27 protein-coding genes and 1 pseudogene are annotated in these 26953 nt (G+C 56.9%); 15 read left to right on the top strand and 13 right to left on the bottom strand.

Annotated features, from left to right (window positions below):
• Positions 1-65 precede the first annotated feature (65 nt).
• Positions 66-809 (bottom strand): aspartate/glutamate racemase family protein, encoded by a 744-nt coding sequence (locus AC1XYH_RS16365; RefSeq protein WP_483324179.1) that lies wholly within the window; start codon positions 807-809, stop codon positions 66-68.
• Positions 810-976: 167 nt separating this feature from the next.
• Between AC1XYH_RS16365 and puuE the strand changes: the two genes are divergently transcribed.
• From puuE to AC1XYH_RS16350, 3 genes are read left to right on the top strand one after another with little or no spacing between them, the layout of a single operon-like run.
• Positions 977-1900 (top strand): allantoinase PuuE, encoded by a 924-nt coding sequence (gene puuE / locus AC1XYH_RS16360; protein ID WP_483324178.1) that lies wholly within the window; start codon positions 977-979, stop codon positions 1898-1900.
• A gap of 14 nt (positions 1901-1914) precedes the next feature.
• Positions 1915-2763 carry a bifunctional allantoicase/(S)-ureidoglycine aminohydrolase gene (locus tag AC1XYH_RS16355; RefSeq protein WP_483324177.1) on the top strand — a complete coding sequence of 283 codons (849 nt, stop codon included), beginning with the start codon at positions 1915-1917 and terminating at the stop codon, positions 2761-2763.
• Positions 2753-3253: an ureidoglycolate lyase gene (locus AC1XYH_RS16350; RefSeq protein WP_483324176.1), complete on the top strand. Its 501-nt coding sequence runs from the start codon at positions 2753-2755 to the stop codon at positions 3251-3253. The genes AC1XYH_RS16355 and AC1XYH_RS16350 overlap by 11 nt, the downstream gene beginning before the upstream one ends.
• 49 nt (positions 3254-3302) lie before the next feature.
• Here the strand turns inward: AC1XYH_RS16350 and AC1XYH_RS16345 are convergent, their stop codons facing one another.
• Positions 3303-4169, bottom strand: a complete 867-nt coding sequence (locus AC1XYH_RS16345; protein ID WP_483324175.1) for a YicC/YloC family endoribonuclease — start codon at positions 4167-4169, stop codon at positions 3303-3305.
• A gap of 165 nt (positions 4170-4334) precedes the next feature.
• Here AC1XYH_RS16345 and rph point away from each other — a divergent pair, with 165 nt between their 5' ends.
• Together rph and AC1XYH_RS16335 are read left to right on the top strand one after the other, a co-directional pair.
• Positions 4335-5054, top strand: a complete 720-nt coding sequence (gene rph, locus AC1XYH_RS16340) for a ribonuclease PH (protein WP_483324174.1) — start codon at positions 4335-4337, stop codon at positions 5052-5054.
• Positions 5055-5225: 171 nt separating this feature from the next.
• Positions 5226-5621, top strand: a complete 396-nt coding sequence (locus AC1XYH_RS16335) for a DUF4870 domain-containing protein (RefSeq protein WP_483326403.1) — start codon at positions 5226-5228, stop codon at positions 5619-5621.
• Positions 5622-5908: 287 nt separating this feature from the next.
• On the opposite strand, the gene AC1XYH_RS16330 is transcribed toward AC1XYH_RS16335, so the two are convergent.
• The gene (locus AC1XYH_RS16330; RefSeq protein ID WP_483324173.1) at positions 5909-6688 is read right to left on the bottom strand and encodes an exodeoxyribonuclease III; all 780 of its coding nucleotides are present in this window, start codon (positions 6686-6688) and stop codon (positions 5909-5911) included.
• A 72-nt stretch (positions 6689-6760) separates the two neighbouring features.
• Here AC1XYH_RS16330 and pyrE point away from each other — a divergent pair, with 72 nt between their 5' ends.
• Together pyrE and AC1XYH_RS16320 are read left to right on the top strand one after the other, a co-directional pair.
• Positions 6761-7405 (top strand): orotate phosphoribosyltransferase, encoded by a 645-nt coding sequence (gene pyrE, locus AC1XYH_RS16325; protein ID WP_483324172.1) that lies wholly within the window; start codon positions 6761-6763, stop codon positions 7403-7405.
• A 147-nt stretch (positions 7406-7552) separates the two neighbouring features.
• On the top strand, positions 7553-8158 hold the full coding sequence (locus AC1XYH_RS16320) for a DUF4124 domain-containing protein (RefSeq protein WP_483324171.1): 606 nt from the start codon (positions 7553-7555) through the stop codon (positions 8156-8158).
• 34 nt (positions 8159-8192) lie between these two features.
• On the opposite strand, the gene AC1XYH_RS16315 is transcribed toward AC1XYH_RS16320, so the two are convergent.
• Genes AC1XYH_RS16315 through coaBC form a run of 5 tightly spaced genes read right to left on the bottom strand, consistent with a single transcriptional unit; the run spans position 8193 to position 13806 of the window.
• Positions 8193-8639 (bottom strand): acyl-CoA thioesterase, encoded by a 447-nt coding sequence (locus AC1XYH_RS16315; protein WP_483324170.1) that lies wholly within the window; start codon positions 8637-8639, stop codon positions 8193-8195.
• 2 nt (positions 8640-8641) lie between these two features.
• Entirely contained in the window at positions 8642-9547 is a 906-nt protein-coding gene (argB, locus tag AC1XYH_RS16310; protein WP_483324169.1) for an acetylglutamate kinase, read from the bottom strand.
• A gap of 26 nt (positions 9548-9573) precedes the next feature.
• A complete protein-coding gene (locus tag AC1XYH_RS16305) occupies positions 9574-12081 on the bottom strand; it encodes a phosphomannomutase/phosphoglucomutase (protein WP_483324168.1) in 2508 nt (835 codons plus the stop codon).
• Between the two features lie 43 nt (positions 12082-12124).
• The gene (dut, locus tag AC1XYH_RS16300) at positions 12125-12580 is read right to left on the bottom strand and encodes a dUTP diphosphatase (protein WP_483324167.1); all 456 of its coding nucleotides are present in this window, start codon (positions 12578-12580) and stop codon (positions 12125-12127) included.
• Positions 12580-13806, bottom strand: a complete 1227-nt coding sequence (gene coaBC, locus AC1XYH_RS16295) for a bifunctional phosphopantothenoylcysteine decarboxylase/phosphopantothenate--cysteine ligase CoaBC (RefSeq protein WP_483324166.1) — start codon at positions 13804-13806, stop codon at positions 12580-12582. The genes dut and coaBC overlap by 1 nt, the downstream gene beginning before the upstream one ends.
• Before the next feature lie 200 nt (positions 13807-14006).
• On the opposite strand from coaBC, the gene radC reads away from it, so the two are divergent.
• The 3 genes from radC to rpmG all read left to right on the top strand — a co-directional run bounded on the left by radC (position 14007) and on the right by rpmG (position 15334).
• Complete coding sequence (gene radC, locus AC1XYH_RS16290; protein ID WP_483324165.1) at positions 14007-14681, top strand: RadC family protein; 675 nt, start codon at positions 14007-14009, stop codon at positions 14679-14681.
• A gap of 249 nt (positions 14682-14930) precedes the next feature.
• Positions 14931-15167: a 50S ribosomal protein L28 gene (rpmB, locus tag AC1XYH_RS16285; RefSeq protein ID WP_483324164.1), complete on the top strand. Its 237-nt coding sequence runs from the start codon at positions 14931-14933 to the stop codon at positions 15165-15167.
• Between the two features lie 11 nt (positions 15168-15178).
• The gene (rpmG, locus tag AC1XYH_RS16280; protein WP_092287248.1) at positions 15179-15334 is read left to right on the top strand and encodes a 50S ribosomal protein L33; all 156 of its coding nucleotides are present in this window, start codon (positions 15179-15181) and stop codon (positions 15332-15334) included.
• A 97-nt stretch (positions 15335-15431) separates the two neighbouring features.
• On the opposite strand, the gene AC1XYH_RS16275 is transcribed toward rpmG, so the two are convergent.
• Both AC1XYH_RS16275 and desA read right to left on the bottom strand, forming a co-directional pair.
• Positions 15432-16322, bottom strand: coding sequence for a peptidoglycan DD-metalloendopeptidase family protein (locus AC1XYH_RS16275; RefSeq protein WP_483324163.1), 891 nt, complete (start codon positions 16320-16322; stop codon positions 15432-15434).
• 86 nt (positions 16323-16408) lie between these two features.
• Positions 16409-17593, bottom strand: a complete 1185-nt coding sequence (gene desA, locus AC1XYH_RS16270) for a delta-9 fatty acid desaturase DesA (protein ID WP_483324162.1) — start codon at positions 17591-17593, stop codon at positions 16409-16411.
• Positions 17594-17712: 119 nt separating this feature from the next.
• Here desA and AC1XYH_RS16265 point away from each other — a divergent pair, with 119 nt between their 5' ends.
• Together AC1XYH_RS16265 and AC1XYH_RS16260 are read left to right on the top strand one after the other, a co-directional pair.
• On the top strand, positions 17713-20019 hold the full coding sequence (locus AC1XYH_RS16265; protein WP_483324161.1) for a putative bifunctional diguanylate cyclase/phosphodiesterase: 2307 nt from the start codon (positions 17713-17715) through the stop codon (positions 20017-20019).
• Positions 20019-20693 carry a cupin domain-containing protein gene (locus tag AC1XYH_RS16260; RefSeq protein ID WP_483324160.1) on the top strand — a complete coding sequence of 225 codons (675 nt, stop codon included), beginning with the start codon at positions 20019-20021 and terminating at the stop codon, positions 20691-20693. The genes AC1XYH_RS16265 and AC1XYH_RS16260 overlap by 1 nt, the downstream gene beginning before the upstream one ends.
• Positions 20694-20705: 12 nt before the next feature.
• Here the strand turns inward: AC1XYH_RS16260 and AC1XYH_RS16255 are convergent, their stop codons facing one another.
• Entirely contained in the window at positions 20706-21503 is a 798-nt protein-coding gene (locus tag AC1XYH_RS16255; protein ID WP_483324159.1) for an undecaprenyl-diphosphate phosphatase, read from the bottom strand.
• 179 nt (positions 21504-21682) lie between these two features.
• Between AC1XYH_RS16255 and AC1XYH_RS16250 the strand changes: the two genes are divergently transcribed.
• The 3 genes and pseudogenes from AC1XYH_RS16250 to AC1XYH_RS16240 all read left to right on the top strand — a co-directional run bounded on the left by AC1XYH_RS16250 (position 21683) and on the right by AC1XYH_RS16240 (position 25060).
• Positions 21683-22702: a cyclase family protein gene (locus AC1XYH_RS16250; protein ID WP_483324158.1), complete on the top strand. Its 1020-nt coding sequence runs from the start codon at positions 21683-21685 to the stop codon at positions 22700-22702.
• A 210-nt stretch (positions 22703-22912) separates the two neighbouring features.
• A pseudogene (locus tag AC1XYH_RS16245) lies at positions 22913-24172 on the top strand (methyl-accepting chemotaxis protein); the annotation flags it as partial.
• Positions 24155-25060, top strand: coding sequence for a methyl-accepting chemotaxis protein (locus tag AC1XYH_RS16240; RefSeq protein ID WP_483326402.1), 906 nt, complete (start codon positions 24155-24157; stop codon positions 25058-25060). The pseudogene AC1XYH_RS16245 and the gene AC1XYH_RS16240, both read left to right, overlap by 18 nt.
• A 92-nt stretch (positions 25061-25152) precedes the next feature.
• Here the strand turns inward: AC1XYH_RS16240 and AC1XYH_RS16235 are convergent, their stop codons facing one another.
• Positions 25153-26082 (bottom strand): electron transfer flavoprotein subunit alpha/FixB family protein, encoded by a 930-nt coding sequence (locus AC1XYH_RS16235; protein WP_483324157.1) that lies wholly within the window; start codon positions 26080-26082, stop codon positions 25153-25155.
• A gap of 1 nt (position 26083) precedes the next feature.
• Entirely contained in the window at positions 26084-26833 is a 750-nt protein-coding gene (locus AC1XYH_RS16230; RefSeq protein WP_483324156.1) for an electron transfer flavoprotein subunit beta/FixA family protein, read from the bottom strand.
• Between the last annotated feature and the right edge of the window lie 120 nt (positions 26834-26953).

The following is a 26953-nucleotide window of genomic DNA, read 5'->3' as shown; positions in this document are numbered from 1 at the left end:
CGCACGTTCCTGCGTTTATTGTTATTGCGTTAAGCCATTGCATCCGTGGTGCTGGATATCGATGTTCAGGCCGGTTTCAGGTTGGAATACGCCGAGAACCGACCAGTAAAAGGTTTGGGAAGGGGGAAAGCCAGATCGCCAAACTTGCTGGTGCCCAGCCCTAATCCCACCACGGCTTCAGCCAGTTTGATGGCGGCGGTCACGCCTTCGACAATCGGCAGGCCCACGGCGTCGCTAATCTGTGGCGTCAGGTCGGCCATGCCGCCGCAGCCCAGTACGATGGCGCCAATATTGTCTTCGCGCTTGGCGCGCAGGCATTCTTCAATGATCAGCTCCAACGCGCGGTCTGGGTTGTCTTCCAGCTCGAGTACCGGAATATCGGCGGCGCGCACGCGTCGGCAGGTGTGGCTGAAGCCGTAATTGTCTAATAGGTGCTCGGCAATGATCGCGGTGCGCGGCAGCGTGGTCACCACTGAGAAGCGAGTGCTGATCAGGCTGGCAATGTGAAAGGCCGCTTCGGCAATGCCGATGACCGGTGCGCGGGTCAACTCACGGGCGGCATACAGGCCGGGGTCGCCGAAGCAGGCGATGATGTAGGCATCCGTGGCATCGCGCTCACCGGCCAGTACTTCTTCTATCACGCCGAGCGCGCTGACCGCCTCGTCAAAATGGCTTTCGATGGAGACCGGTCCGCTGCTCGGTTGCGTCGCGGTGATCCGGGTACCGGGAGACGCTATGGCCTTGGCTGCACTCTCGATCGTCGCCGTCATGGCGAGGGTGGTGTTGGGGTTGATGACGCGAATATGCATTGAATTGGCCTGTAGCTATATTTGTACACAAGATTTAAGAATAATTGTATACAATCTATTGAGGTAAAAAGCCAAAATACTTCATGCTTATTGCACGCGATAAGCCTCGTTTGGCGAGCTACGCCCATATTCAATGTGTGAACACCGTACGGAAAGGACATGCAGTTATGACCTCCAGCTCCAACTATCCCCGCGATCTCATCGGCTACGGACGCAACCCGCCCGAGGCTAAGTGGCCGGGTAAGGCGCGGATCGCCGTGCAATTTGTACTCAACTACGAGGAAGGCAGCGAGAATTGCGTGCTGCACGGCGATAGCCACTCCGAAAAGTTTCTGTCTGAAATCGTTGGTGCCGAAGCCTTTCCGGGTCGTCATATGAGCATGGAGTCGATTTATGAGTACGGCTCGCGTGTTGGCGTTTGGCGCATTCTCAAAGAGTTTGAGCAACGTAACTTGCCGTTGACCGTATTTGGCGTAGCTATGGCGTTGGAACGGCACCCCGAAGCCGCACAAGCGTTCCAGGAACTGGGCCATGAGGTGGCGTGCCACGGCTGGCGCTGGCTGCACTATCAGGATGTACCCGAGGCGGTGGAGCGGGAGCACCTGCAGCGCGCCCTGGAAATTTTTCAGCGCCTCTACGGCGAGAAGCCGCAAGGCTGGTACACCGGGCGCGACAGCCCAAACACGCGCCGGCTGTTGCTTGATGAAGGCAGCTTTCTGTATGACAGCGACTATTACGGCGATGACCTGCCGTTCTGGAGCCGGGAAGCCGATAGCGCGGGTGAGCTGCACAATCATCTGATCGTGCCCTACACCCTGGATACCAATGATATGCGCTTTGCCTCGCCGCAAGGCTTCAATACCGGCGAGCACTTTTTTCAATATCTGAAAGATGCTTTTGACGTGCTGTATGCAGAAGGCGACGAGCTGCCAAAGATGCTTTCAGTCGGCCTGCATTGCCGCTTGATCGGTCGCCCCGGCCGTTTCCGCGGGCTGCAGCGTTTTCTTGATTACATTGAAACCCATGATCGGGTTTGGGTGACACGGCGTGTAGATATCGCCCGTCACTGGGCCGAACACCACGCTATTTGAGCCAAGGAGCCAGCATGTCCCAGCAACCGACTGCACCCCGCACTTATTACGCCCCGACCGGCGGCCACCCGCCACAGACTCAGCTAACGACTGACCGGGCGGTGTTCACCGAAGCCTACGCGGTGATCCCCAAGGGCGTGATGCGCGACATCGTCACCAGCCATCTGCCGTTCTGGAACGGCACCCGCCTGTGGGTTTTGTCACGCCCCCTAACCGGTTTCGCCGAGACCTTCTCGCAATACATTATGGAAGTGCAGCCGGGCGGCGGCAGCGACAAGCCGGAAACTGATCCCACGGCTGAAGGCGTACTGTTTATCGTTGAAGGCGGCATGACGCTGACCCTGAACGGCGCCGAGCACAAGATGGAACTCGGCGGGTACGCCTTTATTCCGCCGGCCAGTGACTGGCAGGTGCGCAACGACTCTGGCGCCGTGGTGCGTTTTCATTGGGTACGCAAGGCCTATGAAAAGGTCGAGGGTATCGAGGCACCTGATGCCTTTGTTACCAATGAAAACGACATAGACCCGCTGGTAATGCCCGGCACCGATGGCGCTTGGAGCACCACACGTTTCGTGGATATGAGCGACATGCGCCACGACATGCACGTGAATATCGTTAACTTCCAACCCGGCGGCGCTATTCCCTTTGCCGAAACCCACGTTATGGAGCACGGCCTCTATGTACTGGAAGGCAAGGCGGTCTACCTGCTGAACAAGGACTGGGTCGAAGTCGAGGCCGGTGACTATATGTGGCTGCGCGCCTTCTGCCCGCAGGCCTGTTACGCAGGCGGCCCTGGTCCGTTCCGCTATCTGCTGTACAAAGATGTTAATCGTCACATGAAGCTGCCTACTTATGGCCGCTGAAACGCTGCAGTTGCGGGCTGAGCCGCTAACGCCGGAAGCCTTTGCGGCCTTCGGCGATGTGATCGATTCGCGCAGCTCGGATCACTTCATGATTAATTCCGGGCGCACCCGACGCCATCACGACCTGGCCAAGGTCGAGGTCGCGGGTGAATCACCGCGCGTGCTGATCAGCATTTTCGTCAGCCAGCCGGTGCAGCTGCCGCTCGAATTAACCTTTCTCGAGCGCCATCCCCTCGGCAGTCAGGCGTTCATGCCTTTGCACGAAGAGCGGTTTCTGGTCGTCGTCGCGCCAGCGGGCGACAGCATCGATCCGGCACAGGTGCGTGCTTTTATTACCGACGGCCGGCAGGGCGTGAATTACCACGTCGGTACCTGGCATGCGATTCAATCGGTGCTGGAGTGTGAGGGTGAATTTTTGGTGGTCGATCGTGGTGGTGCGGGCCACAACTGCGATGAGTTTCCGATTGGGATTTGCGTCACGCTGGATTGAGTCGGGTAAAGGGCAAGCGATTACGCTGCCCTTTTTCTGTGAGGCAGGCTTACTCGATATTCTGAATCTGCTCCCTCATCTGTTCGATAAATACTTTCAAATCCACCGCCGCCTGGGTGCTACGGGTATCGATTGCCTTGGAGCCGAGGGTGTTGGCTTCGCGGTTGAACTCTTGCATTAGAAAGTCGAGGCGGCGGCCGATGGCGTCTTTGCTGTCGAGTGCACGGCGGGTTTCAATCACGTGCGTGTCGAGCCGATCCAGCTCTTCGGCGACGTCTATTTTCTGCGCCAACATGACGATTTCCTGCTCTACGCGCGTGCTATCCAGCTCCAACTTAGCTTCGTTAAAGCGGTCGATCAGTTTTTGCCGATGCGCGCTCAGTAGCGTGGGCATCATCTCGCGCAAGATGCTGGTGCGGTCGCTGATGTTGCTAAGACGCTCTTCGATCAGCTGCTTGAGCTCCGCGCCTTCGCGGGCGCGGTGGTCCTTGAGTTCGCTGAGTGCGGGTTCAAACAGCTCGCGGGCACTCTTTACCAGCGTTGCCTGGTCGCTCTCTTGACCGCTGATTACGCCAGGCCAAGCCAGCAGTTCGAGCGGGTTGATCTGTGCCGGGTTGGCCAGTTGACCGCCAAGCTGCTCCGCTGCCTTAACCAGCTGTGCGACCAGCGGCTGGTTAAGGGTAATGTCACGCGCTTCGCTACTGGTGGGGTTGAAGCGCAGCGTGCATTCCACCTTGCCGCGTGCCAGCTGTTTGCGCAGCTTCTCGCGCAGCGGGCCCTCCAGCTCACGGAAGGCTTCGGGCAAGCGCAGGGTGACTTCCAGATAGCGGTGGTTAACCGAGCGCATTTCCCAGGCCAGGTTGCCCTGATCGGTGCTGAGTTCGCTACGGGCGAAGGCGGTCATGCTGTTAACCATGGGAATCCTCTACGAAGTTGGTATAAGTGCTGCGGTCGGCAAAGCCGCATTGTAGCGCCTTGCAGGCCTTCAGGTTAAGCAGCCGCTCGGCGGTGGCAGCTTGGAGCCCCGTCTGCCTGCTATACTCCGCCGACTTTAAACATCGCAGTACAAGGACTCTCCATTATGCAACGCCCCAGTGAACGCGCCGTCGACCAAATGCGTCAGGTGACTATTACCCGCCACTACACCAAACACGCTGAAGGCTCGGTGCTGGTCGAGTTTGGTGATACCAAGGTGATCTGTACCGTCAGCGTAGAGGCCGGTGTGCCGCGCTTTTTACGTGGCTCGGGTCAAGGCTGGGTAACCGCTGAATACGGCATGCTGCCGCGCTCCACCGGTTCACGCATGCAGCGTGAAGCCAGCCGTGGCAAGCAGGGCGGTCGCACGCTGGAGATTCAACGGCTGATCGGCCGTGCGTTGCGCGCGGCAGTTGATCTCAAGTCACTGGGTGAAAATACCCTATATATCGACTGCGACGTGATCCAGGCCGACGGTGGCACTCGCACCGCGTCCATCACCGGTGCCTGCGTGGCGCTGGTTGATGCACTGCGTGCGATGAAGCAGCGCGGCGCGATCAAGAAGGTGCCAGAGGTACAAATGATCGCTGCGGTTTCCGTGGGTATCTACCAAGGCGTGCCGGTGCTGGATCTGGACTATCCGGAAGATTCCGCAGCCGATACCGACTTGAATGTGGTCATGACCGATAAGGGCGGCTTTATCGAAGTGCAGGGTACCGCCGAAGCAGCGCCGTTCAGCCCCGAAGACCTCAACGCCATGTTGGTGCTGGCGCGTAAGGGTACCGACGAGCTGTTTGCCATGCAGTTGGAAGCATTGAAAGACTAAGCGCTGCACGCAAGATCGCAGCGCTTAAGGAGGCAGGCCAATGGCCTGCCTTTTTTGTGTCTGGTGGCGCCGGTTGCAGTTAGGGCGATACCCAAAGCGGGCAAACTTTGCTACAACTCAGCAGGAAGACCATCTTGCCCAGCCACGGAGAGCTCGCGCATGACCGATGAAATGATCACCCCACAACCCAGCCCTACACCCGAGACGCCACAACCGCCTGGTACGCCCGGCCCGGAGGCTAGACAATGGGCGTTGATTGCCCATTTATCCGGTTTTCTGGCTTGTGTGCTGCCGGGAATAGGGCAGCTGATTGGCCCGCTTATCGTGTGGCAGCTAAAGAAAGATCAAGATCCCTTTATCGACGATCAAGCGAAGGAAGCGTTGAATTTCCAGATCACGGTTAGCCTGTTGATGGTGCTCAGTTTTGTGCTGATGCTGGTAGTCATCGGTTTTTTCTTAATGGGGCTGGTTGCCATTGGCGCGATAGTGCTGATGATTATTGCGGCTATCAAGTCGAATGAAGGGACTGCCTACCGTTATCCGTTCTGTTGGCGCTTGATTAAATAAGGCAGTGCAAGGCATACGCTGATCAGCTGCAGAACGGCAGGGTTCTGCGCGCCTGATGCAGGGCGTTTGCCGGTTCACTGCGGCTTTCCAGCGGTCTGCGTTGCAGGTTCAGGCATAACGGGGCACACAGGTTGCGGAGGGCCGCACACTAAATCAGACGTCGTAATTGCTGAATAAAGATACGTGGTTTGTATTTGGCGTCGCGTTATTTGCACGGTTTTTCTGCGCCCACATGCAGAAGCAGCCAGGTGCTGTGGCTGCTAAGGGATGCAAAAAGTGCGAGAAGGTTAGATCGATAGGGTCCAGTCGTAATCGACTATGACGGGCGCATGCTGCGAAAAGCGGGCATTGCGCGGGATTTTCGCCTGTTTGACGAAGCGGCGCAGGCCAGGTGTGAGGAACTGATAATCGAAGCGCAGACCCAGATTCAGGTTCTCTGCTTGCTCACTGTTTGGCCACCAGCTGTAAAGTTCGGACTCACGAGTGACTTCGCGCACCGCATCGACGTAACCCATGTTGCCGTAGATTTCGTCCATCCAGGCACGTTCAGGCGCCATGAAGCCGGGCTCATTCTGACAGTCGCGCCAGTTTTTCACGTCTAGCTTGAGGTGGGCAACATAGAGCGAACCACAGTAAATGAACTCGCGACGCTTACGACGCTGCTTATTCAGGTAGCTCGCGAAATCATCCATGAATTTGAATTTCTGATTCAAGTCAGCGTCGCCATCGCGGCCAGTGGGCAGCAGCAAGGAGCCGATGCTGACCTTGTCGAAGTCGGCTTGCATGAAGCGGCCATAGCGATCAGCCGACTCGAACCCTAGCCCCATGATGATTGCCTTGGGGGCTGTGCGGGTATAAATGGCTACGCCGCCTTGGCTGGCTACTTCGGCTTCAAAGCAGTACTGCCAGTAGCCATCGATCCAGTAGGGGTCCTGTTCCAATTCGGGGGCAGTGACCCGAATATCCTGCAGGCAAATGACGTCCGCATCCTGCGTGCGCAACCAGTCAAACAGGCCGCGTTCGGCTGCGGCCTTAACTCCGTTGACGTTTAGACTGATAATTCGCATGCATGGCCCCCCAAAAAACGTGGGTGTATGATAACCGAGCTTGATTGACTTTTGTTAACGAAGAGGGTGTAGATGCACGAATATCAGCGGGAATTCATTCGATTTGCACTGGATCGCAAGGTATTGCGCTTTGGTGAGTTCACCCTCAAGTCCGGACGCAAGAGTCCGTATTTTTTTAATGCAGGCTTATTTAACACCGGTGGCTCGCTTAGCCGGCTTGGCCGCTTTTATGCTCAGGCACTGGTACACAGTGAGTTAAAGGACGTTGATGTGATCTTCGGCCCGGCTTATAAGGGCATTCCGCTGGCAGCAGTTACTGCGGTGGCGCTGGCAGACAGCTTTGATCGTGACCTACCTTACTGCTTCAATCGTAAGGAAGCCAAAGATCATGGCGAAGGTGGCACATTGGTGGGCGCGCCGCTAGAAGGTCGAGTGTTGATCATTGATGATGTGATCACCGCTGGCACCGCGGTACGGGAGGTGATGCAGATCATTCAAGCGCAGGGCGCAACGCCGGCAGCAGTGATGATCGCACTCGATCGGCAGGAACGTGGTCAGGGTGAATTGTCTGCGATTCAGGAAGTTGAGCGTGATTTCGGTATTCCGGTCATCAGCATCGTGTCGCTTCCGCAGGTTATGAGTTTCATAGCAGATGACGCTGAGTTGCAGAAACATCTCCCCGCAGTAGAGGCTTATCGCGCCGAATACGGTATCTGATCCGTCTTGACCGCGCGCGTGTTGTAGGCCATAGGTGCAAACAGACAGCAGAACAGGTTAATCTCTGCCTGTTCGTTGCCGATATAATGCCAATTGGCCATAAGACAGCCGTGAAGGCTGCACCAACACGAAGCAGAGGACGAGGATGTGCCTGCATTTAAACGGATGATGGACTGGGTTGTGCTAGCGCTGGTGGTCTTTGGGCCGAGCTTGGCGCATGCCGATCTGTATCGGTATATCGACGATAAGGGTGTAACCGTGCTGGATAGCCGGGTGCCGCCGCAGTTTATTAGTCGTGGATACGAGGTATTGGATTCGCAGGGCCGGGTAAAGCTGATAGTGCCGGCGGCGCCTACAGCCGCTGAGCGCGAAGCCAATCGCGCGGCGTTGGAGGAGCAGAAGGCGCAACACACAGCCGACGCCAATTTGCTGAGGCTGTACAGCGGATCGACTGATCTGGAGCGCGCACAGGGTCGTCAAATCCAGCAGATTGAAAATCAGATATCCACGTCCAAGGCGAGCATCCAGGATCTTCAGGTGGAACGCGAAGAGCTGCAAGGTCGTGCGGCACAGGCGGAGCGAGCCGGCCGGCAGGTCGATCCGGACCTGTTAGCCGAGCTTACCGCCGTAGATGCCGAAACGGCGCGCCTGCAGCGGCTGATCAGCCGTAAACGGCAGGAAATCGTCGAAACTAATAGCGACTTTGAAAAGCAGCTCGAACGGCTGGAATTTCTGCTCAATGAAGATCGCTAGCGCCGCCGTAAACAGCAGCGCTTTTGACGCTCTCTCAGCTTGGTACAGCTTCTTCCGGGGCTAACTGCTCAAAGGCGCGAACCGCTGCCTTGAAGCCTGCGGGAATGGCCAAGGGTCTTCTGGTTTGCTGATCGGCACGCACGTAGACAATTTCGCCAGTAACCAGCAGCTGCCCCTCACGAAATATACCTAAAGTGAAGCTCATACTGCTGTTACCAATGCGCGACACCCGTAGCTGAATATCCAGCAGGTCATCAAAAAATGCCGATGCGCGGTACTCCAGTAGTGTTTTGACCGCAAAAAACTCGTTCCCGGACAAGTCTTCGCGGCCAGGGTTAGCCGCGTTGAGCTCACGGTAGTACTCGGTCACTCCTACATCGGCATAATTCAGATAATGCCCGTTGAAGACGATGCCCTGCGGATCGGCTTCTGACCAGCGCACGCGCAGCGGACAGCCAAAGCGAAAATCAGCCTGCTGCATGCCTATAGATCCGCCGCTTGGTTGGTAATCAGGGTGCCTACACCGGTATCGGTAAACACTTCCAACAAGACTGCGTTAGGTACCCGACCATCAACGATGATGGCGCTGCTGACGCCGCCTTGAACCGCATCCAGCGCGCAGCGGATCTTCGGCAGCATGCCGCCGTAGATAGTGCCGTCAGCGATCAACTCATCGACCTGCGCGGTGCTCAGGCCGGTGAGCACCTTGCCGGATTTGTCCATCAAGCCAGCGATGTTGGTGAGCAGCATTAGCTTCTCGGCCTGTAGTGCTTCTGCCACTTTGCCAGCGACCAGGTCGGCATTGATATTGTAGGACTCGCCGTTTTTGCCCACACCTATGGGTGCGATAACCGGGATATAGTCATCTGACACCAGGCGGTTGATCAGCTTGGTGTTGATTTCCACCACTTCGCCGACATGACCAATATCGATGATCTCTGGTTTGTCCATGCCGGGGGTGTTGCGCGTCACTTTGAGCTGGCGGGCTTTGATCAGGCCTGCGTCTTTGCCGGTCAGGCCGATGGCGCTACCGCCATGCTGGTTGATCAGGTTGACGATGTCCTTATTAACTTGACCACCGAGCACCATTTCCACCACATCCATGGTCTGGGTGTCGGTTACGCGCATGCCTTCAATGAAATTGCTTTCAATGTTCAGGCGCTTAAGCAGATCACCGATTTGGGGTCCGCCACCGTGCACTACCACAGGGTTGATACCCACTGTCTTCATCAGCACGATATCGCGCGCGAAGCTGTTTTTCAGCTCTTCGCTTTCCATTGCGTTTCCGCCGTACTTGATGACGATAGTTTTGCCGGTAAAACGCTGAATGTAGGGCAGGGCCTCGGTCAGTACCTTGGAAACCTGCATGGCTGCGTCGCGATTCAACATGGTGATCTGCTATCTCCTGATTTCGATCAGAACGTGATTTTAACTTCGGGGGCCGCTAACTGCAGTTGCTCCCGGAATAATTGTTTTACCCGCTCCAGCTCTTCCTGTTGTTCGGCCTCAAAGCGCAATACCAGCACCGGTGTGGTGTTGGAGGCGCGAATCAAACCCCAGCTGGTGGGAAAGTCGACGCGGATACCGTCCAGCGTAGTGATCTTGCCATCACCCCAGTCAGCCTGCTGGCCGAGTGCCTTGATGATCGCAAACTTCTGCGTCTCGCCCACGGCCAGATTGATTTCTGGTGTGCTGATGCCAGCAGGGTAGCGGGCCATCACGTCACTCGCAGTGTCGGGCTGCATGGAAAGAATCTCCAGCAAACGGCACGCACTGTAGAGCCCATCATCAAAGCCGAACCAACGTTCTTTGAAGAACACATGGCCGCTCATTTCGCCGCCGAGCAAGGCGCCGGTTTCTTTCATCTTGGCTTTAATCAGCGAATGACCTGACTTCCACATAACCGGGCGTCCGCCGGCGCGATTGATCAGCGCAGGTAGCTGGCGCGTGCATTTGACATCAAAGATGATGTCGGCACCGGGGTGGCGAGTCACAATGTCTTCAGCAAACAGCATCAACAGCCGGTCGGGATAGACCATCTCGCCGGTTTCGGTGACAAACCCGATGCGGTCGGCATCGCCATCGAGGGCGACACCCAGGTCCGCGCCCTCGCGTTTGACGGTATTGATCAATTCGACCAGGTTCTCCGGCTTGCCTGGGTCCGGATGATGATTGGGGAATAGGCCGTCGACCTCGCAGTACAGCGGAATCACCTGGCAGCCAATGCCTTCCAGCAATTGCTGGGCGATAACGCCGCCAACGCCGTTACCGCAATCCACTACGACCTTGAGTGGGCGGGCCATGACGACGTCGTCGAAGATGTATTGCTGGTAGTCGCCGAGGATGTTGAGCTGCTCGCGGCTGCCGGAGCCAGACTGCAGTTTGTTGTCACGCAGACGCTGGTTCAGCGCGCTGATCTGCTCGCCGTAAAGTGTTTCGCCCGCCACCACGATTTTTAGGCCGTTGTAGGCCGGTGGATTGTGGCTGCCCGTCAGCATGACGCCAGAAGTGGCACCAGTGGTGTGAGTGGCGAAATAGAGTACGGGCGTGGGCACCATACCCAAATCAGTAACCGCACAGCCGCTCTCCATCAGACCTTTGATGAGTTGTTCGCTCAGCGCTGGGCCGGATAGGCGGCCATCGCGAGCGACCATCACGCGCGGCTCGCCTGCGTCGATGGACGCGCTGCCGATACTGCGGCCCAGCCAATAGACGTACTCTTCGGTCAGGCTTTTGCCCACCACGCCACGGATGTCATAGGCACGAAAAATCTCATTCGGCAGTGCGGGGATGCTAGGCGCTGCGGGTGTGCCCGTTTCGCTCATTGCAAAAGGGTCACCGTCATCGAGGATATCGATGTCGATATCGAGAATGTCGGTATCTTGAAATAGCGGATTCGTGAGGTTGTCGCCGGCCTTCTTGCGGGCTTTGGTTTCAACGGCGGGTGCATCTTCGCGCTTTGGCGAGGCGCCCAGAGTCTGACCCGAGCGCTTGACCAGTTGCATGATGTTTTGCGCCAGTGGCTCCAGTGGGCTCAGCTCCAAACCGGCAGCTTTATGGCCCAGCGTGAGCTGGGTCAAAGTGTGGCTGTCGGTGCGCAGGCTGCTCGTCCAGCTGCGCTGCAGCCAGAGCATGCCGAACAGGCCGCCCAATAGTGCTAGCAACGCGGCGCCAACCAGCAGCAACGGATCGGCACTGCTGTGAGACAAGCCGCTGCCAGCCTTGAACTCGATCTGCCATGCAGGGTTGCTGGTGGTCAGGCGCACCGCTTCGCCGTTGCCGCTGCCGCGCTTGAAAAGCACTTGCTCGGCGGAACCTGGAAACTGCTGAATCAGGCTGACTTGGCCAGTATTGTCGGCCAGCATCGGTAGTCCGTTGAGTACCCGTTCAAGCTGAAAAACCCCGGTCAGGGTGCCCCCGATAGGGGCTTTATCCGAGGCGCGCAAGGGCTTTACCCCATACAGTCGCCACTCGCCGTCAATGTTGTGTGCTTCCAGCGGTACCGCTAGCCCGCGCTCGGCACGGCGAATCATGTCGAGCGCTGCGAAACTCAGCGGCGCGCTGCCATTGCGCACCAGTTCGGCTTGTCCTGGTGCGGCGGTATAAATGGCCAGGGTGTGGGCTACCTGATAGCGCAACAAGCGGTCGATGGTGCTACTGCCGCCTTGATTGAGCGCGACTTGCAGCTGCGGGTTGGTAGCCAGCTGGGCAAGGTCGGCCTGCAGTTGCTGCATGCTCTGGTTGATGCCAGCCAGCTGCTGAGTGGCGTAGCTCTCTACCAATTCATCATTGCGCTGGCCGGTCACACCTGTCAGTGCCAACCACAACATGGCGGCGCCGGCGGCCACACCAATAATCGCCATGCCCAGCGGCATCGCGGTGTTGGGTAGTCCAGCCTTAGCGTCTGTTTTTTTCATTTTCATTGTGGTCCTTGCCTCCCTGCAAAAGTGGAATTGCGTGGCTGACTCAGTGGCTGCCAGTATGGCCGAAGCCGCCAGACCCGCGCTGGCTGTCGTCAAATTCCTCGACGATTTCAAACCTTGCCTGCAAAACGGGCACCAATACCAGCTGAGCGATGCGCTCGCCGGGGTTGATGGTGAACGCAGTATCGCTGCGATTCCAGCATGAGACCATCAGCTGGCCCTGATAATCGGAGTCGATCAAGCCGACCAGGTTACCCAACACGATACCGTGCTTATGTCCCAAGCCGGAACGCGGCAGAATCATCGCGGCTAGTCCTGGGTCGGCGATGTGAATGGCTAATCCCGTTGGTAATAGTTGGGTTTCGCCCGGTTGTAAATGCAGCGGTTCCTGCACCATTGCACGCAGATCAAGGCCGGCCGAGCCAGTCGTGGCATAGGCGGGTAGCGGCCATTCGGCGCCGAGACGGGCATCGAGTACTTTGGCTTGCAAGGCGTGCATCAGGCTTCCTTTTTACTGTCAGTTGACGCCATCAAGCTGGCGATTCGACCAATGATCTCGCGCGCCAATTTGGCTTTGCTGGCGCGCGGTAGCGAGATGCTGTGCAGGGCACGGTCGATCAGGGTTACGGCGTTATCATCACTATTAAAGCCGATACCGCTCTGGCTGACATCATTGGCGATGATCAAGTCGAGTTTTTTGCGCTGCAACTTGTCTGCAGCGTAGTTCATCAAATCATGGGTTTCGGCAGCGAAGCCAACAGCCCAGGGGCGCTGCGGATGCTCGGCCAGAGTGGCGAGAATGTCCGGGTTGCGCACTAGCGTGAGGGTCATGCCATCGTCGCTGTCAGGTGATTTCTTCATCTTCTGTTCGGCGCAACTGGCTGGCCGGTAGTCGGCCACGGCGGCGGAAGCGATGAACAGATCGGCCGGCAGCGCGGCTTGGCAAGCCGCTAGCATCTCCTCGGCGCTGACCACATCCACCCGCTGCACGCGAGCGGGTGTCGGCAGGTTAACTGGCCCAGCGACCAGGGTTACCCGGGCGCCAGCCTCAACGGCGGCTTCGGCCAGCGCGAAGCCCATCTTGCCGGAGCTATGGTTGGAGATATAACGCACCGGGTCGATAGCCTCGCGGGTTGGACCGGCGTTGATCAACACGTGTTTGCCACTCAGAATGCCGCGCTCAAAACACTCAGCGGCGCGCGCGGCAATGTCGGTAGGTTCAAGCATGCGGCCGGGGCCGACGTCGCCGCAGGCCTGTTCACCGCTGCCCGGGCCGAACACATGCACTTTGCGCGTTAACAGCAGCTGCAGATTGGCTTGCGTGGCCGCGTCGCGCCACATGGCCTGATTCATCGCTGGAGCGAGGGCAATGGGTGCGTCGGTGGCCAGTACCAGGGTGGTGAGCAGGTCGTCGCCACGGCCCTGGGCAAGACGCGCCATCAGGTCGGCGGTGGCCGGGGCGATCAATACCAAGTCGGCCCAGCGGGCCAGCTCGATATGCCCCATGGCGGCTTCCGCTTCCGGATCCAGCAAGTCCCCGTGCACCGGGTGGCCAGACAGCGCCTGTAAGGTCATTGGGGTAATGAATTCGCGCGCTGCCTTGGTCATTACCACGCGCACCTCGGCACCCGCATCGCGCAGGCGACGGATCAATTCCGCGCTTTTATAAGCGGCAATGCCACCACTAACGCCCAGTACTACTTGCTTGTTGATCAACGGCTGCATTGTGAACTCCCCCTCATGCTGCACCGACGCCCGTGGAGCGCCCGGTAAATGCTCGCTACGATAGCACAGGGCCGGTTCTGAGTGATCCCGCAACAGCGGATTTGGGCACTGTTTGAGCGGTTCAATTTCGGGTATTTGAGGTTCGAGCGGATAACGCGCGGCATGGATGTATGCGCTGCATAGCCAAGGAGCAGATGAATATGGCGATAACAGATTGGCCGTTAGCTGAACGGCCGCGGGAAAAGTTGTTGGCGCAGGGCGCCGCTGCCTTATCAGATGCTGAGCTGCTGGCTATCTTTCTACGTACGGGTCTACCCGGTCGCAGCGCGGTCGATCTTGCGCGCGACCTGCTCAGCGGGTTTGGCAGCCTGCGTGGTCTGTTACAGGCGGATTTGCGCGAGTTTAGTCAGCACGGCGGATTAGGGCCTGCTAAGTACGCTCAGTTGCAGGCTGTGCTGGAGATGGGCAGGCGGCATTTGTTTGAAGATCTCAAGCGCGGCTGTGCACTGACTTCGCCTGGTGCAGTAAGGCAATTTCTTAAAAGTCGCCTGATGGGGCTGCAACACGAAGTGTTCGCCTGCCTGTTTCTGGATAACCAGCATCGTGTGATTGCTTTCGAAGAACTGTTTCGCGGTACGCTCGACAGCGCCAGTGTTTATCCGCGCGAGGTGATCAAACGAGCGTTGGCGCACAACGCGGCGGCGTTGATCCTGACGCACAATCATCCATCGGGAGTGGCTGAGCCAAGCCAATCAGATCTGCAGTTGACTCGTCGGTTGAAGGAAAGTCTGGCGCTTTTGGATATTCGCGTGCTCGATCACTTGGTTGTGGGTGACGGTGATCCGGTTTCTTTCGCCGAACGTGGCTTATTATGAGCGTAGCCCTTGCGGGGTGGGCTCTAGAGGGTGAAAATCTGATTATGCGCTTGACCGCCCGTCCGCAGTCAGCGCGAATAATTATTGCCTGGTGGAAGTGTTTTTGGTATAAAGCTCCGCTCTTCTCGGGGCTACACCTGTATTTGCGTTTTTACAGGCTGGTTAATACCGGCTGCCCCGGCTGGACAACAGATTATTTTATGGCTTCCAACCAGTTTGGGTTGGGCAATTGGTTGGAGAGGGTTAACCATGTCTCGAGTATGTCAGGTGACCGGTAAAGGTCCAGTGACTGGGAACAATGTTTCCCACGCTAACAACAGATCCAAGCGTCGTTTTCTGCCTAACCTGCAGCACCATCGGTTTTGGGTTGAATCAGAAAAGCGTTTTGTCCGTCTGCGCACGTCTGTCAAAGGCATGCGCATTATCGACAAGCGCGGCATCGACGTCGTTTTGACTGAAATCCGCGCCCGCGGCGAAAAAGTTTAAGGAGCAGTTCCATGCGCGAATTGATTCGTTTGGTCTCTACTGCCGGTACTGGTCACTTTTACACTACCGACAAGAACAAGCGTACTACTCCCGATAAGATCGAAATCAAGAAGTTCGATCCGGTTGTACGCAAGCACGTGCCTTACAAGGAAGCCAAGATCAAATAAGATCGACGCTAACTAACAAAAAACCCGCCTTGTGCGGGTTTTTTGTTGCCTGCTGAAAAGTGCTGGCGCTATACGTGAAAGCTAAGACAGGCAACGGTTATGGCTCGCCGCCCACTGCAAAGTTAGGCAGGGTATCGACCGGCTGGGCAAACTCAAAAGGAATGGAAACAGTCTCCAGGCCGACGTTCTTCTGTACTACAAAGTGCAGGTGCGGACCGGTGCTGTTGCCGGTATTACCAGACAGCGCGAGCAGCTGCCCGGTATTGATCCGCTGGCCTTCGGTGACGTTCACCGAGCCACGCTTGAGGTGCAAATAAACGCTCATGGTGCCATCGTCGTGCAGTAATCGTACAAAGTTGCCAGAAGGATTATTGCCACGTCCGGTCTGGCCGTTCTCTGTCTTGACCACCAGCCCGCTGCGCGCCGCAACAATGGGCGTACCTTCAGGCATAGCGATATCCATAGCATAGCGGCCTTTCACACCGGTATGGCTGTAGCGACCGCCAGGACCTTGGGTCAGGCGGAAAGGTCCGCCACGCCAAGGTAGGGGATAGTAGGTTAGTGACTGCTTAGCGCGCGGATCGCCCAGCGCGTGCTCCAGCTTATAATCGTAGTGGACTTTACCGGTGCCTGTGGCCTGCAGCGTCAGTAGACGCAGCTCCTGGCGCGGCTGCATTACCCAAGTGATAGGTTCGGGCGGCACGCCGCTGACATTCTGCGCGTTGCTGATGCTCAGCTTTACTTCGACCGGCGCGTAGAGGTCGTTGTGCACAATCAGGGTCTCACCGCCGGCGTGGCTGCTTTTGGTGACATACACCTGACGGTCAACATTCTCGACCATGGCATCGCGGAAGACGATAACCTCGGCGCCAGATACTTTTTGATCGGTATAGGTCGTTACACCATTGGCGTCGGTGTATTTATAGATGCTGCCGGCCATGATGCAAGGGCTAATCAGCAGAGGAAGTGTGAGGAGTAAGGCACGCATCCGTTGCTACCTTCAGATGTTGTTGAGTACTTGTGGTGGCCAGTTTAGCGCCGAACGCGACCCGTTGCGAGTCGCGTTCAACTGACTCAGGCTGCTTTGGGTTGCAGCGAATAAGTGCGCAGTGAGCTGGCAAAGTCTTGCAGCGCCTTGATGCCGCTTTCCTCAGCCTGTTGGCACCAGTCCTTCAACGCTTGCAGCATGTCGTGCCCGTTGGCGCTGGTGCGCCCCCAAATCTGCTGCAGTGCCAGACGTTTCTCGTAGATCACCTTGAGCGCGTGGCTGTGCGTTAGCATGGTTTCGATACGCGCTTGATGGCGGTCATCAAGCAGGCTGGGTTCGCGGCTGAGTAGACGCTTGGCGCGGCGGAAAAGGTGGCGAACAGAAGTGTCCACTTTTTCGATCTCCTGTCGCACCAGCGGCTTGATCACTAATTTGCGATATTGCGCCATGATCTGAAAGCGATTGTTGAGGATCGCCATGGCGGTATCCATGTCCAGCGTCTGTTTGCCTTCGACCCGATGGGCAATAGGCGCTGTACGGCGTACTGAGGCCAAGCCCAATAAGCTGAATAGGCGAATCCACATCCAACCCATATCGAACTCCCACTTCTTCACCGACAGCTTGGCGGAGTTGGGATAGGTGTGGTGATTGTTGTGCAGCTCTTCGCCACCAATGAGGATGCCCCACGGCGAAATATTAGTAGCCGCGTCGCGGCACTCAAAGTTGCGGTAGCCTAACGCGTGACCTAAACCGTTGACCACTCCGGCGGCAAATACCGGAATCCATATCATCTGGATGGCCCACACGGTAATACCGAGCACGCCAAACAGCGCCAGATCGATCAGCGCCATCAAGGTCACACCGGCAATCGGGAAGCGGCTGTAGAGATTACGCTCAACCCAGTCATCCGGGCAGTTCTTGCCATAGATGCGCAAGGTGTCTTCGTTCTTCGCCTCTTCCATGTAAAGCTCTGCGCCTTTGCGCAAAACTGTGCCCAAGCCTTTATGTACTGGGCTGTGCGGGTCTTCCGGCGTTTCGCATTTGGCGTGGTGCTTACGGTGGATGGCGGTCCACTCGCGGGTATTCATGCTGGTGGTGAGCCACAACCAGAAACGGAAAAAATGCTTAAGGGCCGGGTGCAGTTCCAGCGCCCGGTGAGCGGAATAACGGTGCAGGTAGACGGTGACGCCAACAATGGTTATGTGCGTCAGAATCAGAATCACGGCCAATACCTGCCAGCCGGATGGATTGAGTAAACCGTTGTACCACATAGGGCTGTGTTACCTCGTTAGAATGGTCAGGCGAAAAGCCTGTTTCATCGATTATGTACCAACAAAAGCTCAATTAATATGACCGTGGGTCGCTAGACCCCGCCTGCTATAGTTGCCAAATGTTTAAGAAAAACTCTTTTAGTGCCTCTGTTAGCTCCTCGACGAGTGCGGCTCGTATCACTTTCAAATACGTGCTTGTGGCCACGCTGTGGATATTTTTCACTGATTATGTGCTCAGGCTTATGGGGCTTAACGACAGCGCCCAGCAGTGGTTGCAGACTGCCAAAGGTCTCGCTTTCGTGGTGGTTACTGGTGCTATTTTGTTTTTTTCCGCGCGTTTCCATTTGCGTCGTCGCCTAGAGCAGGAAGAGGCGTTGAGGCAGAGTGAGGAACGCTTCAATCTTGCTTTGGTGGGCGGTAATGATGGCCTCTGGGACTGGGATATTGCGGCTGACGCGCTTTATATGTCGCCGCGTTGCCTGGATATCTTCGGCATTGATACGAGCCAGCACGAGCTCCTGACGAAAAATTGGCTCACCCTGCTACATCCTCAGGACCAGCCAGCGGCGCATGCCGCAATGCTTGAGCACCTGCAGGGCAAGACTGAGCGCTTGAACCTGCAATATCGCGTTCAGCATCCCGTGCGCGGTTATTTCTGGGTGCAAGCTGGAGCCCAGGCTGTGCGCGACCAAAATGGACAAGCTATACGTTTGGTGGGTGTGGTGCGTGACATCAGTGAGCAGATCAAACGAGAGCAGCGTTTATTGCAAGCCGGCTTGATGTTTGATTGCACTAGTGAAGGCATGCTGATTTGTGATGCCAAGCAAAACATCATTGACGTTAACAACGCCTTTTGTGAGATCACTGGCTACAGCGCCGCAGAGGTTACTGGCCGTACGCCGGCGCTGCTTGCATCTGGGCGCCACGACGAGGATTTCTATCGGCACATGTGGCAGCAGATAAAAGGCACTGGGCGTTGGTCTGGCGAAATCTGGAACCGTCGCAAGAACGGTGAGATATACCCTCAGTGGCAGAATATCATTGCAGTGACCGATCAGCATGGCCAACTGACTCACTATGTCGCGGTCTTTGCCGACATGAGCATCATCAAACGCAGCCAGGAAGAGATCGATTATCTTGCCCACCACGATCCGTTGACCAAGCTACCCAACCGTCTGCTGATTACTGAGCGCCTTAATACCGCAGTCAACAGTGCGCGCCGGCACCAGGTCAGCCTTGGGTTGATATTCGTTGATCTGGATCGCTTCAAGAGTGTTAACGACAGTCTAGGGCACAGCCTGGGTGACGAATTATTACTTACCGCGGCGCGGCGCATGGAATACCTGTGCGAAGAGGGCGATACGCTGGCGCGACTGGGGAGCGACGAATTTGTCATCTTGGTGGAGCGGCGCGCAGTTGTGGAAGAGCTCAGCCGGTTAGCGGAGCGCATCCAGCAAGCCATTGCGGCTCCCTTTAAGCTGGGAGGGCAATTAGTGCATATGACCGCCAGCCTGGGGCTCAGCTTGTTTCCAGATGATGGGCATGATGGTGCAGAACTGCTGAAAAATGCGGACTCGGCGGTGACGTTGGCTAAGGAGCGGGGGCGCAATAACTACGCCTTTTACACCCAAGCGTTGACTGAGCAGGCACGTCGACGTATGACTCTCGAAAGCGATCTTCACCTGGCGCTAAAGCACAACCAACTACGCGTCTACTATCAACTGCAGAAAGACCTGCAAAGCGGTCAATGGGTAGGGCTGGAGGCATTGGTACGCTGGCAACATCCTGAGCAGGGAGTGATTCCGCCGAATGAATTTCTCCCGGCCGCGAGACACGCCGGGCTGATGGGTGAGATCGACGAATTTGTCTTGTACCAAGCCTGCGCCCAGATGCGTCGCTGGCTGGACGCTGGCTATCCGCTGCGCTCAATGGCGGTGAACATGTCGGGTTATTGGATGGAGCGCGGTGACGTGGTCAGCAGTACACGTCAGGCATTGACGCAAGCCGGCCTTGAGCCTGCGCATCTGGAGCTGGAAGTCACCGAAGACGAGATGATGCAGCACGGCGAGCGGGGCGAGCACCTGCTGGACCGGTTGGCCGAGCTTGGTGTTCGCTTGGCAATTGATGACTTCGGCACGGGCTACTCGTCCTTGCTGAGACTCAAGCGCATGCCGGTCAACAAACTGAAGATTGACCGTGGCTTCATCAGCGATCTGCCGGGCAACAGCAGCGATAGCGCCATGGCGCGCGCCATTATCGCCTTGGGCAAGAGTCTGCAGTTGACCATCACAGCAGAGGGCATAGAAACGCTGGCGCAGGAGGCGTTACTCAAGGAGTACGGTTGCGACACCGGACAGGGCTATCTATATAACCAACCGTTGCCCGCTGCCGAAGTAGAAAAACTGCTGATGCGAGGAGATGTCTGATGGCGGCTTTTACTCCCTTGCGCATGGCGCGCGATCTGCCGGTTTGCATACGGCCTGATGAGCAGTGCTGGCAGACTGCGCCGCAAGCGCCAGTGAAGCGCTGGCCGCTGGAGCGTGAGGCGCCGGAGCAAGGCCAGGTAACCAGTTTGGTGGAGTACCTTCCCGGCGCCCGCTTTCCTGAGCACCGGCACCCGGCGGGTGAAGAAATACTGGTGCTCTCGGGCATTTTCAGTGATGAAGGTGGTAACTACCCGGCGGGGAGTTATTTGCGCAGCCCGGCAGCCTCAAGTCACAGCCCTTTTTCCGAGCAAGGCTGCCTCTTGTTTGTAAAGCTCAACCAATTTGCGGCGGATGACCGGCAGACGTTACGGCTTTCACCTGACAGCTTGCAGTGGGAGGCCACAGCGCCGGGGCAGCAGCAATGCCGCTTACATGTGCACGGTTGCGAGCAGACGCTGCTGATCGACTGTGTGGGCGGCGCGCTGCTGCAAATGCCAGCCCAGGACGGGGGCGAGTTATTGGTGTTGCATGGCGCATTGCAGGAGCGCGGGCCAGAAGCTGTTGCCGTGCTGCCGGCACTTAGTTGGGTGCGCGACCCCGCTCTGACGCAACGTCGCTTTCAGGCGCTGGAGCCCAGCCGAGTGTTACTCAAGCTGGGCGCATTGCGCGTCTGACCGGATGCCGGTTTAGAGGAATATCCATAGCAGGGCGATACCCAGCACGATGCGATAGATCACAAAGGGCTGCATACCAATGCGGTTGATGAATGCCAGGAAGTAGTGGATGCACAAATAAGCACTGATCCCTGAGAGCACCACGCCGCCGAGCATGGCTGCGATATCAACCGGCACCTGCGCCTTGACCAGTTCGATTGTTTCCAGGCCACAGGCCAGCACGATCACCGGAATCGACAGCAGAAACGAAAAGCGCGCAGAGGCTTCGCGGCTCAAGCCCAACATAAGCGCGGCAGTCATGGTGATGCCTGAGCGAGATGTGCCGGGAAACAACGCCACAGCCTGCGCGCAGCCGATCAGCAGCACATCCTTCCAATTCATTTGATATTCGCTGCGCTCGCCTTTGTGGCGCCAATCGGCCCAGCTCAATACTAAACCGAAGACGATCAGCCCGATCGACAGGTAGATAGGTGAGCGCAAAACGGTTTCTATCGTGTCCTTGAACAACAATCCGGCGATCCCCACCGGGATAGTACCGAGGATCACCGCCCAAGCCAGCTTGGCGTCAGCGTCCAGCTGGCGGGTTTTCAGCGAGCGGCCCCAGCTGAGCGTCATGTTGAAAATATCTTGCCGGAAATAGATCAACACCGCCGACAGGCTACCCAAGTGTAAAGCGACATCGAAAGCCAAGCCTTGGTCCGGCCAGTCAGTCAGTATCGGTACCAGAATCAAGTGCGCAGAGCTGGAAACGGGGAGAAATTCGGTAATGCCCTGAACGATCGCCAGGACGAAAACTTGTAGCCAATCCATAGTAGGGCCAAAGCTCCAGAAAAAAAATCAGGCGCAAGTAAAGCATGCCGCGCGTTGCAGCGCGAGCATCTGCGCGTTATGACCCGCCAACACGCGAACTGATTCACCAACGGCGAGGCTGCGGCCCGGGTGTTGGGCATGGCAAGGTAGTGGAATAGAACAACAAAAGGAGATATCCGATGCGCTGGAAAAACCGACCACAAGGCTCCAACTGGGGCGACTTTGGCGCCGATGACGAGTTAGGACGACTCAATCTACTGACGCCTGAGAAGGTGCTGCAAGGCGTAGCTGAAGTGCATGCAGGGCGCAGCTTTTGTCTTAGTCTGCCGCTCGATCTACCCGGCGGCAATGCGCTAAACCGGTTCCGCCACCCGCCACGTCGGTTTACCTCCGGGCGTGAGGGCAAGTTGAACTACAACTTCGAACTGAATCGCCTGAATCCGGCCTTCACCGATATAGTCAGTGACGATGCCGTGTTGCTCTACACCCAGTACTCAACCCAGTGGGACGCCCTCTCGCATGTTGGCGGACTCTTTGATGCGGATGGCGACGGTGTGGCCGAGCCGCTCTATTACAACGGCTGGCGTGCCGGTGAGGATGTGCAGGGGCCGGCGGGGCATGAGGATGCGCTGGAAGGGGTGAACGCTAAACGGCTAGGCATCGAAAAAATGGCTGAAACCGCTGTTAGCGGTCGTGCGGTAATGATCGATCTGGCACGCCATTGTGGACGTGAACGGGTGCTGGTGGATTACGTACGGCTGATGGAGATTTGCGCTACCGATAAAATCGTTATCGAGCCCGGCGACATGGTCTGCCTGTACACCGGTTTTGCCGATGTGATTATGGAGATGAACGGCGAGCCAGATGCGCATCGCCTGGAAACCAGCTGCGCGGTGCTTGATGGTCGTGATCCGGCGTTGTTGCAGTGGATTACCGACTCTGGCCTGAGTGTGTTGATTGCCGACAATTACGCAGTGGAAGCCTATCCGGCACGTGAGGGTGACGGTTGCTGCGCGGCGTTGCCTCTGCATGAACATTGTCTGTTCAAGCTTGGTATTCATCTGGGTGAGCTTTGGTATCTAACCGAACTGGCGCAGTTTCTACGCGGTGCAGGCCGTACCCGTTTTATGCTCACAGCGCCGCCTTTGCGCTTGCCGGGAGCAGTGGGATCACCGACCTCGCCGGTGGCGTTGGTGTAATCCAACAATCCAAATCGCACCGAGTTGGTGCGCTTCCCGCCCAAAGGCCTGCTTGTGCGACCTGTTGGTACCTTTATCCAGCGGCTCAAGCACAGGCCTGCGGCCCTTTAAAAATCAACTAAAGGCGTTTTGATATCATTTTTTGAGTTGCTGTGGTGCATATCTTGCAATCACACACTTCTGGTTAATGCAGATTTCTCAGGAGTGGCCATGGCGTCCTTACGTAGCGATGAAATGAACCTATCGGGTGCCGAACGCAGATGGCTTCCCTGGTTGGCCGGCACCGGCAAACTGACCATGGGTTGGGCTTGCTGGATCAATAACAATCGTTACGCACAGCTTGAAACCATTTTTGACAGTCTGGCGGCGACCCGTGTGCGCTTGCTACAACAGTGGTGCGAAAACCAGTGGTCTGGATTGCAAAGTGTTGGCCAAAGTCTGGGGCCAGATCTCACGCTAGTCAGCCAGGATCAACTGCAAGGATTGCGCAGCAAGTTGCCCGACGCCTCAGAACTGTTGTTGCTCAATGCGACTGGCAGCCCACAGGGCAGCAGTGCTGGCCAAGTCGGCAGCGTTATATTGGATGCTCAGGCGGTTAAGGCCGGCTTGCAACACCGCTTCCTGCACGGACCCTATATCGACCCGCGAACCAAAACCCTCGGCCCGTCTACCTCCAGTTTTCATGACGCCGTCACCCTGATGTTCTATCTGCCGCTGCACGATGCGGCGGGCAGTCTGCTGGGTTGCTTGTGTGCACGTATTCCCAACGATGTACTTGGCGATCTTATTCAGCGTGAGGCGGGGCACATCTATCAGGAGTCTGGCGATAACTACATCTTTATGGTCGAGTCGCGTTTCAACCCCTCGATAGAGCCGGGGCGTGCGTTGTCGCGCTCACGTTTTGAAGACAGCACTTTCAGCCATGGCGATAACCTGAAAAGCGGTATCGCTACTAAGTGGGGCGCAGTCAGCGTGCGCGAGCACACCGAGTTTGAGGTGCGCTTTACCGATCCGGCCACCAAGGAGCTGCATCCCGGAGTGCGTGAGACCATCAAAAAGGGTGAAAACCTGTATGTGAAATATCCGGGTTATTCGGATTACCGGCACATACCGGTTATTGGCAAGGGGGTGACCTTCAACTTGCCGGGTTCACCGGACCGCTGGGGCATGATGTGTGAAGCTGATCTGGAAGAGGTCTACCGCTACCGCTCGCTTAGTTATGACCTGATGAAGCAGTTTCTATTGCTGATGGTGCTGGTGTTTGCCGCCCAAGTGGGCTTCAACTATGCGGGTTTGGTCGGTTGGGTAGAACATGTGGCGCACGTAGCGGTGCTTGGTGCCGCAGCGTTCTGGTTCTGGCGAGGCGCTACCCGCACCCTCGCGCGGCGACTGGGGCGCATGACCGAGATCATTCGTAATATCGCCGAGGGCGAGGGTAATCTCAGCCAGCGGATGGATACGTCACGGTTGGTGCCGGATGAAACCGGTGAGCTGGGGCGTTGGATTAATAGCTTCATAGACAATCTCGACACCATCGTCGGCCGGGTAAAGCAGGCCAGTCGCCACGCTTTGCAAAATAGCGAACAGATGCTGGGCCGTAATCAGCAAGCCAGTGATACCGCTGAAGAAGTGACCACCAATATTCAGCAGATGCTGAGCATGATTGAGGCTCAATTGCAGACGGTGACGGCAGCCTCGGAAACCGCTGCGCAAATGAAAGCCAATATGGCCAGTGTGGTGGAAGCGGCGCGGGAGCGACTGGATACCGTAACCAGTGGCACACGCAAAATCCGTAATATCGTCGAGAGTTCAGCGGCCAGCGTGCAAGTTTTGGATAAGCGCACTGGCGATATCGTCGGGATGGTCTCGTTGATCACCGATATTACCAGCCAAACCAACCTGCTGGCGCTGAATGCGGCCATTGAAGCCGCCCGCGCCGGTGAGCATGGCCGCGGCTTTGCCGTGGTGGCCGATGAGGTGCGAGCGCTAGCCTCGCGCACAGCCAAGGCCGCTGAAGAGATCAGCAAAGGCATTACCACCATCCGCGACGCCACACGGGAAACTGTGATCGTCATGGAGAAAGGTGTGGCTGATGTGGATATCCAGCTGCAACAAGCCGCGAGTGCTTCAGATGACAATGACATGTTGCACAAAACGGTTGAAGAACTGTTTGAGGTGATCTCGGTTATGGATACCAACAGCAAGGAACACGGCCGTCAGGCTGGCCACGTTGCCGTGGCTACCCAGTCGATGAGTCAGGTAATTCAGGCGCTGCGTACCAGCTCCGGACAGGTCAAGGAAACCGCTTCGCGTTTGCATCAACTGTCGGATAGTTTTCAGGTTAGCGCGGATCGCTGATTGGGCGAAGGCATTAAGCTTTAGCCCGCCGTATTTGAGCCCAATAAAAAACCCGGCACGAGGCCGGGTTTTTTGTAGCACAAAGCAGCCTATTACAGCTTGGCTTCCAACTCAGGTACCGCTTCAAACAGATCTGCAACCAGACCGTAATCAGCCACCTGGAAGATGGGTGCTTCTTCGTCCTTGTTGATCGCAACGATCACCTTGGAGTCTTTCATACCGGCCAAGTGCTGGATGGCGCCGGAGATGCCGACCGCGATGTACAGCTGCGGTGCAACGATCTTACCGGTTTGACCCACCTGCATGTCGTTCGGTACAAAGCCTGCGTCAACCGCGGCGCGTGATGCACCCACAGCAGCGCCCAGCTTATCGGCCACTTTGTAGAGCATCTCAAAGTTGTCGCCATTCTGCATACCACGACCGCCGGAAACGACGATCTTGGCACCGGCCAGTTCAGGACGGTCAGACTTGGCCAGCTCTTCACCCACAAAGCTGGAAACACCCGCATCCTGCACAGAAGCAACCGCTTCTACGCTGGCGCTACCGCCTTCGGCTGCAACAGGGTCAAAACCCGTGGAACGCACGGTCAGGACTTTGATGGCAGCAGAGGACTGCACGGTAGCAATGGCGTTACCGGCATAGATCGGACGCTTGAAGGTGTCAGCACTTTCAACCGCGATGATCTCGGAGATCTGGTCAACATCCAGCAACGCAGCAACGCGCGGCAGGTAGTTTTTACCGTTGGTGCTGGCGCAAGCCAGAATATGGCTATAACCCTTGCCCAGTTCGGCAACCAGCAGCGCAATGTTTTCTGGCAACTGGTGCGCATAGGCAGCGTTGTCAGCCAGCAGTACTTTGCTTACACCAGCCGCTTTGGCAGCAGCGTCGGCAACAGCGGAGCAACCTTCGCCAGCAACCAGTACGTCGATATCACCACCGATGGCCGTGGCAGCCGCCAGGGTGTTCAAAGTAGCTGCGTTCAGCTCGGCGTTGTTGTGTTCAGCAATAACAAGAATCGTCATTTCAGATCACCTTGGCTTCGTTCTTGAGTTTATCGACCAGTTCGTCGACGCTCTTAACTTTGATGCCGGCGCTGCGAGCAGCCGGAGCTTCAACCTTCACGGTGGTCACAGTTGAACTGGTGCTAACGCCCAGGTCTTCCGGCTTGAGGGTTTCCATCGGCTTCTTCTTGGCCTTCATGATGTTCGGCAGCGACGCGTAGCGTGGCTCGTTCAAGCGCAGGTCAGTGGTCACAATGGCCGGCAGCTTCAACGCAACGGTCTGCAGGCCGCCGTCGATTTCACGGGTGACCTTGACGCTGTCGCCGTCAACATTCACTTCAGAAGCGAAAGTGCCCTGGGCGTAACCGCTCAGCGCAGCCAGCATCTGGCCAGTCTGGTTGTTGTCGGAATCGATTGCCTGCTTGCCAAGAATGACCAGCTGAGGCTGTTCTTTATCGACAACGCCTTTCAGCAGCTTGGCGATGGCCAGCGAGCTCAGTTCGTCAGTAGTCTCGACCAGCACAGCGCGATCAGCGCCCAGTGCCAGTGCGGTACGCAGCTGCTCTTGAGCAGCAGTCGGGCCGACGGTGACGGCGATAATTTCAGTCGCGACGCCTTTTTCTTTCAGGCGAACGGCCTCTTCTATTGCGATTTCGCAGAAGGGGTTCATCGACATTTTGACGTTGGCGAGATCGACGCCGGAGTTATCCGCTTTGACGCGAACCTTGACGTTGTAATCAACCACGCGCTTAACGGCAACGAGGATTTTCATGGACGTTAGTCCTCCACAAGTCTTGAGACGCCCGGGGGCGCATGACATTAAAAGGGGTGCCTAGGATACCGGGCACGCAGGGCGCCCGGAAGTACAAATTGTCGCTTTTACAGACAAAAA

The organism is Pseudomonas sp. GW-45 (assembly GCF_056896675.1).
Note: the sequence above shows the minus strand (reverse complement) of the source record. Positions and strands in the feature narration are given on the sequence as shown.

Excerpts from the sequence above, each read along its gene's own strand:
- dut (WP_483324167.1), bottom strand. The coding sequence starts at position 12,580 with ATGCACGCCTTGCAAGCCAAAGTACTCGATGCCCGTCTCGGCGCCGAA.
- rpmG (WP_092287248.1), top strand. The coding sequence starts at position 15,179 with ATGCGCGAATTGATTCGTTTGGTCTCTACTGCCGGTACTGGTCACTTT.
- coaBC (WP_483324166.1), bottom strand. The coding sequence starts at position 13,806 with ATGCAGCCGTTGATCAACAAGCAAGTAGTACTGGGCGTTAGTGGTGGC.
- AC1XYH_RS16345 (WP_483324175.1), bottom strand. The coding sequence starts at position 4,169 with ATGGTTAACAGCATGACCGCCTTCGCCCGTAGCGAACTCAGCACCGAT.
- rpmB (WP_483324164.1), top strand. The coding sequence starts at position 14,931 with ATGTCTCGAGTATGTCAGGTGACCGGTAAAGGTCCAGTGACTGGGAAC.
- AC1XYH_RS16305 (WP_483324168.1), bottom strand. The coding sequence starts at position 12,081 with ATGAAAATGAAAAAAACAGACGCTAAGGCTGGACTACCCAACACCGCG.
- AC1XYH_RS16330 (WP_483324173.1), bottom strand. The coding sequence starts at position 6,688 with ATGCGAATTATCAGTCTAAACGTCAACGGAGTTAAGGCCGCAGCCGAA.
- AC1XYH_RS16275 (WP_483324163.1), bottom strand. The coding sequence starts at position 16,322 with ATGCGTGCCTTACTCCTCACACTTCCTCTGCTGATTAGCCCTTGCATC.
- AC1XYH_RS16265 (WP_483324161.1), top strand. The coding sequence starts at position 17,713 with ATGTTTAAGAAAAACTCTTTTAGTGCCTCTGTTAGCTCCTCGACGAGT.
- AC1XYH_RS16230 (WP_483324156.1), bottom strand. The coding sequence starts at position 26,833 with ATGAAAATCCTCGTTGCCGTTAAGCGCGTGGTTGATTACAACGTCAAG.
- puuE (WP_483324178.1), top strand. The coding sequence starts at position 977 with ATGACCTCCAGCTCCAACTATCCCCGCGATCTCATCGGCTACGGACGC.
- AC1XYH_RS16255 (WP_483324159.1), bottom strand. The coding sequence starts at position 21,503 with ATGGATTGGCTACAAGTTTTCGTCCTGGCGATCGTTCAGGGCATTACC.
- AC1XYH_RS16335 (WP_483326403.1), top strand. The coding sequence starts at position 5,226 with ATGATCACCCCACAACCCAGCCCTACACCCGAGACGCCACAACCGCCT.
- AC1XYH_RS16235 (WP_483324157.1), bottom strand. The coding sequence starts at position 26,082 with ATGACGATTCTTGTTATTGCTGAACACAACAACGCCGAGCTGAACGCA.
- AC1XYH_RS16350 (WP_483324176.1), top strand. The coding sequence starts at position 2,753 with ATGGCCGCTGAAACGCTGCAGTTGCGGGCTGAGCCGCTAACGCCGGAA.
- AC1XYH_RS16260 (WP_483324160.1), top strand. The coding sequence starts at position 20,019 with ATGGCGGCTTTTACTCCCTTGCGCATGGCGCGCGATCTGCCGGTTTGC.
- AC1XYH_RS16240 (WP_483326402.1), top strand. The coding sequence starts at position 24,155 with ATGGATACGTCACGGTTGGTGCCGGATGAAACCGGTGAGCTGGGGCGT.
- argB (WP_483324169.1), bottom strand. The coding sequence starts at position 9,547 with ATGTTGAATCGCGACGCAGCCATGCAGGTTTCCAAGGTACTGACCGAG.
- AC1XYH_RS16315 (WP_483324170.1), bottom strand. The coding sequence starts at position 8,639 with ATGCAGCAGGCTGATTTTCGCTTTGGCTGTCCGCTGCGCGTGCGCTGG.
- desA (WP_483324162.1), bottom strand. The coding sequence starts at position 17,593 with ATGTGGTACAACGGTTTACTCAATCCATCCGGCTGGCAGGTATTGGCC.
- radC (WP_483324165.1), top strand. The coding sequence starts at position 14,007 with ATGGCGATAACAGATTGGCCGTTAGCTGAACGGCCGCGGGAAAAGTTG.
- pyrE (WP_483324172.1), top strand. The coding sequence starts at position 6,761 with ATGCACGAATATCAGCGGGAATTCATTCGATTTGCACTGGATCGCAAG.
- AC1XYH_RS16365 (WP_483324179.1), bottom strand. The coding sequence starts at position 809 with ATGCATATTCGCGTCATCAACCCCAACACCACCCTCGCCATGACGGCG.
- AC1XYH_RS16250 (WP_483324158.1), top strand. The coding sequence starts at position 21,683 with ATGCGCTGGAAAAACCGACCACAAGGCTCCAACTGGGGCGACTTTGGC.
- AC1XYH_RS16355 (WP_483324177.1), top strand. The coding sequence starts at position 1,915 with ATGTCCCAGCAACCGACTGCACCCCGCACTTATTACGCCCCGACCGGC.
- rph (WP_483324174.1), top strand. The coding sequence starts at position 4,335 with ATGCAACGCCCCAGTGAACGCGCCGTCGACCAAATGCGTCAGGTGACT.